This window comes from Marinobacter sp. M-5, assembly GCF_032911545.1.
In the GTDB taxonomy this organism is placed as follows: Bacteria; Pseudomonadota; Gammaproteobacteria; order Pseudomonadales; family Oleiphilaceae; genus Marinobacter; species Marinobacter goseongensis.
This window is the reverse complement of the sequence record NZ_JAWJEK010000005.1, coordinates 92,472-103,229: the sequence shown is the minus strand read 5'-3', so window position 1 is coordinate 103,229 and position 10,758 is coordinate 92,472. Positions and strand designations below refer to the sequence as shown.

8 protein-coding genes are annotated in these 10,758 nt (G+C 56.7%); 6 read left to right on the top strand and 2 right to left on the bottom strand.

What is annotated here, in order from left to right; genetic code table 11:
- The 6 genes from R0125_RS16570 to R0125_RS16545 all read left to right on the top strand — a co-directional run.
- The coding region (locus R0125_RS16570) for a type VI secretion system Vgr family protein (RefSeq protein ID WP_317238863.1) at nt 1-1,423 on the top strand (1,423 nt) is incomplete at its 5' end.
- A 5-nt stretch (nt 1,424-1,428) separates the two neighbouring features.
- Nucleotides 1,429-4,749: a toxin VasX gene (locus R0125_RS16565; protein ID WP_317238862.1), complete on the top strand. Its 3,321-nt coding sequence runs from the start codon at nt 1,429-1,431 to the stop codon at nt 4,747-4,749.
- Complete coding sequence (locus R0125_RS16560) at nt 4,746-5,822, top strand: hypothetical protein (RefSeq protein WP_317238861.1); 1,077 nt, start codon at nt 4,746-4,748, stop codon at nt 5,820-5,822. The genes R0125_RS16565 and R0125_RS16560 overlap by 4 nt, the downstream gene beginning before the upstream one ends.
- 231 nt (nt 5,823-6,053) lie before the next feature.
- On the top strand, nt 6,054-6,380 hold the full coding sequence (locus tag R0125_RS16555; RefSeq protein WP_317238860.1) for a hypothetical protein: 327 nt from the start codon (nt 6,054-6,056) through the stop codon (nt 6,378-6,380).
- Between the two features lie 143 nt (nt 6,381-6,523).
- Entirely contained in the window at nt 6,524-7,507 is a 984-nt protein-coding gene (locus tag R0125_RS16550; protein WP_317238859.1) for a hypothetical protein, read from the top strand.
- A 26-nt stretch (nt 7,508-7,533) separates the two neighbouring features.
- Nucleotides 7,534-7,884: a hypothetical protein gene (locus R0125_RS16545; RefSeq protein ID WP_317238858.1), complete on the top strand. Its 351-nt coding sequence runs from the start codon at nt 7,534-7,536 to the stop codon at nt 7,882-7,884.
- Here R0125_RS16545 and R0125_RS16540 read toward each other — a convergent pair.
- The gene (locus R0125_RS16540) at nt 7,881-9,758 is read right to left on the bottom strand and encodes an MFS transporter (protein WP_317238857.1); all 1,878 of its coding nucleotides are present in this window, start codon (nt 9,756-9,758) and stop codon (nt 7,881-7,883) included. The two genes, R0125_RS16545 and R0125_RS16540, sit on opposite strands and share 4 nt — an antisense overlap.
- Complete coding sequence (locus R0125_RS16535; protein ID WP_317238856.1) at nt 9,751-10,710, bottom strand: DUF1853 family protein; 960 nt, start codon at nt 10,708-10,710, stop codon at nt 9,751-9,753. The genes R0125_RS16540 and R0125_RS16535 overlap by 8 nt, the downstream gene beginning before the upstream one ends.
- Nucleotides 10,711-10,758 lie beyond the last annotated feature (48 nt).

The following is a 10,758-nucleotide window of genomic DNA, read 5'->3' as shown; positions in this document are numbered from 1 at the left end:
GAAGGATTACACCTTCAAGAACCCCGCTTACGCGTTGATGCACGAAGACGCCGGTGCCGACCTCAATCACCGCGAGGACTACCAGAGCTATCAATACCCCGGCCGCTTCAAGGCCGACGCCAGTGGCCAGCCCTTCACCGAAGCCCGGCTGGATGCCCTGCGAAACGACGTCAGCGCCGCCAGCGGTGAAAGCAACCGCGCCGATTTCACCCCCGGTGCCAAAGTCACCCTGACCGACCACGACAGCGAACGCCTGAACCGGGAATGGCTGCTGACCGGCATTGTCCACACCGGCAAACAGCCTCAAGCGCTGGAAGAAGAGGGCGGTTCCGACCCCACCAGCTACAGCAATCGTTTCAAGGCCGTGCCCGCGGACCGCACCTGGCGCCCGCAGATCGGACACCGCCCATTGATGGACGGACCGCAGATGGCCATCGTCACCGGCCCGGAGGGTGAAGAGATCCACTGCGACGAACACGGCCGGGTGAAAGTCAGGTTCCCGTGGGACCGCTACTCGAAAAATGACGAGCACAGCAGCGCCTGGTTAAGAGTCAGCCAGGGCTGGGCCGGCGGCCAGTATGGCTTTATAGCACTGCCGAGAATCGGCCACGAAGTCATCGTCAGTTTCCTGGACGGCGATCCGGATCAGCCGATTATTACCGGAAGAACTTACCACGCCACCAGCACGCCGCCGTATGCGCTGCCGGAACACAAAACCCGCACCACATTAAAAACCCAGACCCACAAGGGCGAGGGCAGCAACGAACTGCGGTTTGAAGACGAAGCCGACAAAGAGCAGATCTACCTCCACGCCCAGAAAGACCTGGACCTGCTGACCGAAAACAACCGCACGGAAGTTATCAGGAACGACAGCCACCGTACTGTCGAAAATAACGCTTTCAGCCACATCAAGGGCGATGACCACTGCACCGTAGATGGCGAAAAGCGCGAATCCGTCAGCGGCGACTGCAGCCAGAACATCGTCGGCACCCTTCACCAGAAATCCGGCAAAGGCACCCTCAGCGAAGCCGGCACCGAAGTGCACCACAAGGCGGGTGCCAAGGTGGTGCTGGACGCGGGCGCAGAACTCACCATCTCCGCCGGCGGCAGCCTGCTTAAACTGGACCCGAGCGGCGTGACGCTGGCGGGGCCGGGGATCAAGATTAATTCTGGGGGGAGTTCAGGGAGTGGGCGAGGACAAAGCGCCGCTGATCCAGATCTGCCTGCAGTGCTCGATAAGCATGGCGCAGCTATGCCCCAATCTTCGGCACTTGCCACCGTAGGCCAGCGCCAATCCGCATCGCCGAAGCAAATGGAGTTGGCGCAACTGCCTTGCACTGACCGAAAACTGATTGTTGACGTGATTGGCGGGCGTCTCGAACGCGACTCGGTAGAAGCTGTGAAAGAGCCCGAAGGGGAGTAGAACGCATGACAGATACTGTGAATTTTTCAGACGAACCGCGGGACCGCTCCGTTGTTCGCAAAGCCGAGTACGATGATGCTGATCCGAAAGATCTTGTGCTCACTATCCCTTCCCGTGACGGTGGCCAGATCAAGGTGCCTTTATTGGAACAGGCGCGGTCGAATATTGAGCGGGAGGATTATCAGGAAAACACCCTGCTCCGGGTAAAACCTCTGGCAGAGATTGAAAGCAATTTGCCGGTCAAAAGCGGCGGTATCACCGTTTATCAGGGCAAAGGGGTTGCGCTGCTTAGACCCGGGTATCTTTACGTCTTTCGCAACGACAGGCTTTGGCGAGAGCTGGAGATTGGCGAAAATTCCCAATTCAGCGATATCGACCTCGCAGCAACCCGGCCAGATTTAACGGATACTGACTCTGCCCTACGGATTACCCGGCCGTCCAGCGGGGAATGGCTTGATGATGTGTTGATCCCGGTTTTCCTTCAGGGTCAGGCTGTGATGCATAACTTCCGTATGGCCTACAGTGAAGTGCAATGGGATTGGTCTTATATCGAGCAACTCGAGCAGGATGAGTCAGCTCGCAATGCCAGAACAACGGGCGTTGGTCCTGCCTGGGCTACATCCAGTGTAGAGGGCCTAAGCTTCGAAAGCGGCTTTGTGGCTGCACGGGTTGAGGATGTATCGGAACTTCGGGAGAGGGATCTTGGCATCGAGTTAATGCTGGAAAACCCCAGTGATTTTGGGTTGAGTTTTGACGCTCCGGCAGACGGCGAGCTTTGCGTCAAACTTGGCCGGTTGCTTGAATCACCGTTCGACCTGAGCTGTGAGCCGGGCGAGGACCAGTTGGCCGCATTGAGACAGCAACCGGGCATCGCCTGCCTGGCGCTGCCAGATCCTCTGTTCAAAGTCCGGCATTCTATGTCTCAGCTCCATCTTGCATTGCATTATCTGGATGCTGTCGATGCTTCCATCCGTGATAATCCGATGGCGCACTCTGCAATGCTGATCCGCCAGGCGGTTTTCGACCCTCGACCAAATGGCCAAAACCCCTTCGCCCAATATGCATCGGCCGTTGACCGTTCGAAACTGGATCAGACCCTCAAAACCGAAGAAAAGCAGCATGCCCTGGCCGTTATTGACCGGCACCTCGACACGCTCCGCGGACTGCTTGGCAGCGGCGATTACGACGCAGTGCTTGAGGATTACCGGACCTGTCAGGATGTCGCGATCTGTGAGGGGTACTTGCTGGTGGCTGATAACCTCAACCTGCTTCAGCAAATTCCGGGCGTGCTCCAGGCCCAGGGCGTTGTCGGTAGGGACTGGGTTCTGCAAGAGCTCCGCCGTTGGGTTCTTGACGGAGTATTCTTGAGTAAATGGGCACCCGAAACTGCAGAAGACGGTGCCGAGCCGATGATGCGAAGCCTTGAAAAGCTGGTTCAGGACAATGCAGAGATCGACGATGAGCGTTTGAATCGGCTGAGTATGCAGTCTCTGGTTTACCTGGAGAAGCAGTTAAACGAGCAGAGCGATGAGGTTGAGTCGGGGATCAGAGGCGTCGCTAATGCGGGTAAGGTGAGTGGCATGATCGCGGGTTCTCTCAACGAATGGAGCTCGGCATTACTCGCCGTTGGCAAACGCCTGATGGAAGGCGGGCATGTCCAAGAGGTCGAGCTGCCAAGAATCATGCAGAGAGCCCGTTCGAACTTTGCACTCGGCGACCCCAGCCTCAGGCGCATCGACGTAATGACTCGGGAGGCGGCGATAGTTTCCGGCTCGATCATCGGTGTTAACAGTAATGGAATGAAACGGGGCCTGACCGACTTTGATCGAACCGAGGGTGTTCTCACCAGAGCCAAGGATTACCTGTATGCCGACTTGATGGATGATTCTGGCCGGATGGTAGCGTCCACAAGCCCAGCGCGTATGTCTGACGAGATCGAGGAAGCGATCCAAAGGGTCGCTGGCACCGTCTCGGTATTCATCGCTCCCGATGACCACCCAGAGGCTCGAAAGTTGAGCTTGTTGAAAGTTGATCTTGCGAAGCGCGCAAATGAGGTGATTGACGGGCCTGCGGTGTCTAGGGGGTTAGTGGCGCTGGCAGCATTTAATATCTTTATTGAGTTGAACAACTTGATGAAGACTTCTCGGCAAGATGAAGGCGCGATTAATTTGAACAGAGGCAAATTGGCTGGGGCGACGGCCGATTTGATTGCTGCATCTCTTAAGTTGAGCGAGGTGTTGGGGAGAGCTGAGTCCGCCGCTCAAGGTAACAATACTAGAATTTATAAGGTGTCGACGCGCCCAGTGTTTGATATGAAAAATTGGGTTCTGATCGGCGAACGGTTAAAAGCGGTAGGGTCAGCAACTTTGGTTAAGGTTGCAGGGTTGGCAACGTTCCTCGCTGGAGCTGTTGGCGCTGGGTTGAGTTACTGGGAGATGCGCATCAGCCTGGCGAACAAGGATTTTGACGCGGCGATTGGGCACGCAATGGCAATGACTGGTAGTTTGATTGTGCTCGCTTCTCCCCTTATGCATACGCTCCTGGCGATCCCGGGTTGGGGCTGGGCAATTTTTGGCTTGGCGATGGCCGTTGGCGGTGGGATTTATGCGGCATCAGTTACCGACGATACTTTCGAGCAACTGATAAAACGTGGTCCTTGGGGAACCTTCTCGGACAGTTCTCTGCCGGGAATGAATGACAAAGCATACTACAGCCAACTGCTCACAATGCTCTCTCCCGTGCAAGTCACAGCTCAGCGATATGCCGACATAGAACCCGACCCTGACTTAGCTCACCCCGATTTTCCTCCCACGCCGGATGACTATGTGATCACAGTGCAACTACCTTTGGTAAGCCGCATTAAATTGCATCATGAGTGCGAGGGCGATCTTCCAACAAGCCCGTTTAGATTGGTGGTCCAAGAGGTGGCGTATCACACTACGACCACCAACGTTCCCTCCAAAGGCGTAATGGGGGAAAGCACCAGCACACAGGTGTACAAAGCGACACCACTCACCAAGGTCACCGCCAGGCAGTCGCTCCCTGAGCAATCCGGAGTTCGCTTTCTGGTTAAGCGGGAGATTCACGAGAGTGTTTATGAGGCCTCTCATTACCGGGAATCTATGACTACACAAATTCGAGTTGGATTGCAGGCTACCCTTGGCACAGAGCTAGGGCCGTTGGTGTTTCCCACTCCCATATTTGGAGATTATGAATCGTTTGATTTGTCTAGACACGACAATCCTCCCCTAAAGGAAAGAAATCTCTTTAACCCCTTTGCACAGCCAGAATCACCATACTGGTACTTCACTGAGGTCGGCGTATGAATGAAAAGCAGTATGGCCCCGATGTTACAGACCCGGCATTTCGGGCAACTGACATTGGGCCCTTGCCGAAATCACCCAAAGAGCGAGTAAGGGTTGGGGAGGAACTCCAGCCTGTTGGTAACTATGCAGGCACGATCCCCTACCTTGGCACGATTCAAGACGCTGAAGCACTTCAGGATCATGAACAGTCCGACCCCGAATTTACATCCAAGGATTGGTGGTGGGATCACCAAAAAATCAGGTTTCTGAACGACAAACTGGGCTTTAAATTTCTGATCCTGGTTATACCGATGATTTGGGTGAGTACCTTATGGATTGGGGGGCCAGCATTAATGATCTGGGCCTTGGGGGAGATGGAGTTTGTTGCTGAACTTCCGCCCCTCGTGGTTGGAGTATTCATTATTTTCTTTATATTGGCGTGGTTTGCTTTCGTAGTCTGGGCGACACCTATCACAACAAACTGGCTCATGAGCACTGGTTTGGGGTTTGTGTTGAAGCCCTTTGAAAAAGCGATCAATAAAAAGCTAGACAAGACCCTTGAAGACGGCTGCAGCGAATTCAACCGAGTCACCGGCCAAGTGCGGCTGGCCATGGGAGGAGGGCGCTTTTTCCAGGCTCCATTCGTGGAGTTTGATGCCTATGTCGACCGCGTTATCCAGCAGAGCGGTGTGTTCTACCGTCTGATTCTGGTGCACCGCTACACCCAGAAATCCTTTCACACGATGGCGTTCAGCTCCATCGAGTCCAGCAAATCAGAGGTACTGGCCACTTGGGACATGCTGCAGACCTACATGGATGTGACGCAACCCTTGCCCGATACCCCTCGCCTGGAGCCCTTTCGGCACCTGGATCCGGTGACCGCAGAGCACGATAAGAACACAGGGCGCAATCCCAGATATTGGCGTGACCTTGATCTGGAGGCCTGGAGAGACGGTGAAGGTTGGACCGAGGTCCTTCGACGCCAGGAGAGTTACCCTTGGGGCAAGAGAACCTGCAAGCTGACACCGCAACTGGGCAAGATCTCGATGGAAGAATACCGAAAGCAGCGGCCGGCCGAGGCTTGGCCGATTTGATACTACAAGGAGGGTAAACTATGGATAGCCAAATAGAAGATCTGATGAAGCAGGGACTAAGCCGACATGAGATCTTCGAGCAGCTCAAAAAGCAGTCGGGTAATCAAATGCGTCTGCCTCAGAAGATTGCAACGTTCGAGCCTGGCTCACCTTGGCACGAACCTTCCTGATTAACCGAGTTTTCCTGGCGCTCTGATCGCCGCATGGCGTATCCAGCCGGGGCGAAGGGGAATGTTCTCCGTCCAGCCGGAAACCTGGGTGCCCTGCACTGGTGCCATCCTGGGTAGCCTGGAGCAGTCGGCCGATACCGATCACCTGCAACTGGCCTTCAGGCCACCGGCCCATGAGAAGACGCAGCATGGCATCCGCACCCGGGACCTGGGCTTGATGGTCAAGCTCGAAACATTACAAGCAGATGGAGCCCATACCGGTGCCGTTTATATGCTGAAGGTGACTCCGGACACCCATTACCCCCTGACACCCGTGCAGGAGGCACCGAAAGCTGAAATTACCTGGTGGCGACTCCGCCAGCCACTCATAGTGACGGATGGACTTTAATGACCCCCAAGAATGCCCAGTCAGAACAGCCTCCCCGCGCGGGTCGTTCCGAGCCCTTCCCGAGTGGCCGGCTGACCTTTTTATCCCCCAAACCCCTGCCAACCGGCATGCCACGGGTGGATCATGGCCATGCGGTGGGGGAAGTGAATGACGGCTACCTGGATTTTGGAGCGGGGACACCGCCGGTGATTGGTTGGCAAATGGCGCTTGGCGGGCCTTTTTTTTGCTTTTTGCTTGGTGCTTTCTTTTTTCCTTTCGTTGTTTTTCTTGGAGGGTTTGCTTTTGGTAATGGCTGGGAGGATGCTCTTTGGGGGTGGCGAGTAACCTTTGATTACGCCTTCTGGATTGCGGTTTGGGGGTGTAGTTTCTTCTTGCTGTTGGGCCTCGGTATCTCGTACCGAGATCACCTGAAGCTGGAATCCATTATCCCCACCCGCTTCAACCGCCAACGCCGCGAAGTGTGTTTTGTGCCAGAGGGACAGAAAGAGCCGATCTTCGTTCCCTGGGAGGAGCTGGTCGCCTGGGTGACGGAAGCCCAGGGCGTTACCGAATATGGCGTGCAGCGCCAATACGGCTTTGGCATTGGCTTCTATCACCCGGACACGGGCGAGAAATACACCCTGGAGTTTGAAACCTACGGCCAGCCCCAGGCCATTAGCACCTGGGAGGCTATTCGGGCGTACATGGAGTACGAAGTCCATACCTTGAAAGAAATCCAGGATCCACTGGAACTTCAGGGCCCGGACGACCCGCCCTGGGAGGGTGTCCATGTTTTCCGAAATGCCCGCAAACGTCTTCATGAAGACTTCCGGGAAGGCAAGCGGGGGATGCTCTACCTGACCGGCTGGTACCTCTACCACGTGATCACTTTCTGGATCATACCGAACCGGCTGGTGGAGTGGGAGGTCAGGAAGATCAAACGCACGAGCCGGAAGACATTACCTCAGGCCATGGCGGAGTGGTCTGAAGTGTTGCCAGAAGAGCAGTGGGCGAGACCCAGCGAAGAACTGAAGCGCCAACGCAAGCGAGTGCTGGAACTGCAAAAAGCGGATCCACAAAGGCCGGTTACCGAGATCTTTGCCCAGGTTGATGAGGAGTTTTCAGGTGCGGCCTCGATGACTGCTTAATCTGAAACATTATCAAGGAGGAAACTATGACTACGGTTATAAACGCAATCTGTAATGCCTGTAACAACACGATTCAGCTGGTACAGGAAGACTTGGAGCAGCTTGGAAGATCGGAACCTGTCCCCTGTAGCCAATGCAACGCCATGTTAAAGATCACGCCTGACGCCAACTCAGAGCGTAAAACAAAGCTTTCGGTGTTTGCTTTGACGATTGGTGCGGCAAGTGTGGCTATTGTGGCCCTAATAAATATCTTTGGTGATGCCGGCTTTCCGACTTATTTTGTTGCGATTCCCGTCATTCTGGTTTCTACCGTGCTGGTATCGAGTCTCAGTAACAGCAAGCTCAACTTAGAGCAGGTTGAGGGCAAGCATCCCTAGTGGTGGTTGCCTCTGAGCATCCTGACCCTCTCCTCCAGAATGCCCGCCGTGGCCTTCTCCGCAGGCAACGGCCCGCCGGCAATCAGCTCAATCCGCGACCAGAATCGCTTGGGGACGTGCTTCAGTGCCGGTCCGCCACAATGGCTGAAGAAACTCCCCCAAAGCCCGCGCAGCGCCATGGGGACAACGGGCACTGGCGTGCGTTCGAGGATGATCTCAACGCCGCCTTTGAAGGGCGCCACTTCGCCATCCGGCGTGAGCCGGCCTTCAGGGAAAATGCAGACCACGTTGCCCGCGTCCAGTTCTTCGTCAATGCGTTCGAAGGCGGCATTGTAGATCTCCGGTACCTTGGTCTTCGGGCCGATGGGGATGGTTTTCGCAAGCCTGAACAGTGCGCCGAGAATGGGCGTTTTGAAGATCTGGTAGTCCATCACGAAGCGCACGGGCCGGCGTACTGCGCCCGCGATCACCAACGCATCCATGTAGGTCACGTGGTTGCAGACCAGCAGCACCGGGCCTTCCTCGGGAATCCGGTGCAGGCCTTCATGGCGCACCCGGTAGATGGTGTGTGACAGCACCCAGACGATAAACCGCAGGGCGAATTCCGGCACCTGCTGGTACACGAAACCGGCCACCACCAGATTCATGATGGACAGCACCAGAAAGAACTCAGGAATGCTGAGGCCGATCACGCCCAGCATCAGAATGCCCATGCCGGCACTGACCACCATGAACAGTGCGTTGAACACGTTCAGTGCCGCGATCACGCGGGCTCGCCTGGGCTCTGGCGTTTCCCGTTGTACGAAGGCGTAGAGCGGAACGATAAACAGCCCGCCAAAAAAGCCGATGCCCAACAGATCAATCGCCACCTGTCGGTGTTGGCTGTCGGTGATGATCATCCACCAGTCGGTCGCTACCGGGTTGGCGGGCATATTGAAATACAGGTCAAGCCCGAACAGGCTGATGCCGAGTGAGCCAATGGGCACAATGCCGAGCTCTATGCGATGGCCGGAAAGCCGCTCACAGGCCACCGAACCCAGGGCGATACCGATGGTGAACACCGCCAGCAGCAGGGTAACGACGGTTTCGTCACCCATCAGATCCGATTGCGCAAAGCTGGGAAACTGGGTGAGGTAGGCGGCACCGAGAAACCAGAACCAGGAAATGGCCATGATGCACAGCAGCACGGAGTGGTTCTCAGCCGCCAGTCGCATCAGATTCCAGGTTTCTTTCAGGGGTCGGAAACCGATGTTCATCTGCGGTTGCGTCGCGCCGGTTTCCGGGACGTGTCGTGCGGCCAGATAGCCAATAACGGAGAGGGCGACAACGCCGATGGCGGCAAGTTTCTCCGGCTGGCTGCTGGCCATCATCAGGCCCGCGGCCAGCGTGCCCACCAGAATCGCAACGAAGGTGCCCATTTCCACCAGGGCGTTGCCGCCCACCAGCTCGTCATTCCGCAGCACCTGGGGCAGGATGGCGTATTTCACCGGCCCGAAGAAGGTGGATTGCACGCCCATCAGGAACAACAGCAGCAGGAGCGCTTCGTACCAGCCGTGCCAGAGCCCCACGGCGGCCAGCGCCATGATGGCGATTTCCGCCAGTTTGACCCAGCGAATGACGCGGGATTTCTCGTATTTGTCCGCCAGTTGGCCGGCAATGCCGGAGAACAGAAAAAACGGCAGGATGAACAGGAAGGCGGCAACATTGACCGCCACATCAATCGGCAGCCCCAACAGACCACCTGCAGTGTAGGTGATTAACAGCAGCAGGCTGTTGCGGAACAGGTTGTCGTTGAATGCACCTGAGAACTGGGTCAGAAAGAACGGCAGAAAGCGTCGCTCTGAAAGCAGCCGGAACTGGCTGTGGTCATCCATGGTTTGGCTCCCCCGGCCACGCGCCCGGCATGACGAAGACACGATTGGTTTCCCGCCAGACACCCTCTGCCTTGTCCGGCTCCATGATCGCAAACAACCGGGGAATGGCCCTTGAACGAACCATTTCCAGCGCATCCTCGGTGGGCTGCCGTGCAGGGACATGGTCCTGGTGCCAGGGGCCCAGCCAGTGGGGCTTGACCAGAGGCACCCAGTGCTGGGTGCTGTCCGGTCCAGCCAGGCCCGGCTGATCCAGTTCATCGATGTAGAGCCAGCTTCCCCGCAGGTGATTGGCCGCAGGGCCGCTTGGGGAACTCAGTTGAATGCGCCGGGGATAGAACAGATAGCCGGGCATGAAGAGTCGTGGCCGAATCGGCGCGCTGATACCGAGGGATGCGAGCAGGTCTCGGGTTTCTGGTCGTTCCGTGAGCTGGCTCTGATGATCCGTCATTTTCGCGGATTTCAGATCGAGGCGATCCCGGGCGTTGGGGCCATACCAGAGCGGGCCGTCCCGGTTGGCCCGGGGATAGCCCAGATAGAACTTCACGGCGATTTCATGGTGTTCAATGAGGCCGTCCGCAGGATTGCGCACGATAAAATCCAGCTCCCCCAGAGTCCGGCCCTCTCCTCGGATCGGCTGATTCTGAAGGAGAATCTCCCAGCCGAGCACGTCTTCCATCATGCAAGCGTACAGGCGCTCGAAATACAGCCCCAGACGTTTTGCCGGCAATTCGGTGAGCATGGCCGGGCCGCGATCGGGTTGGGCATCCCACGTCCGCAGCCTTGCCTCGGCATCCGCCGGCAGGTAATTTCCCGGATCAAATTCCATGGGAGAGCTGATAAGCTGGGGAACACGGCACATCCACGCCAGGTGGCGCACGGCAGGCACGCGGAACGGGATCCGGGCTGAATTCGTATCAGTGAGCGGCAGTTGCTGGTTCATACGCCGCAGCATAACCCAAACCGACGCGGTGATCAGGCCTTGCCGCCGATGCCGGGCTTT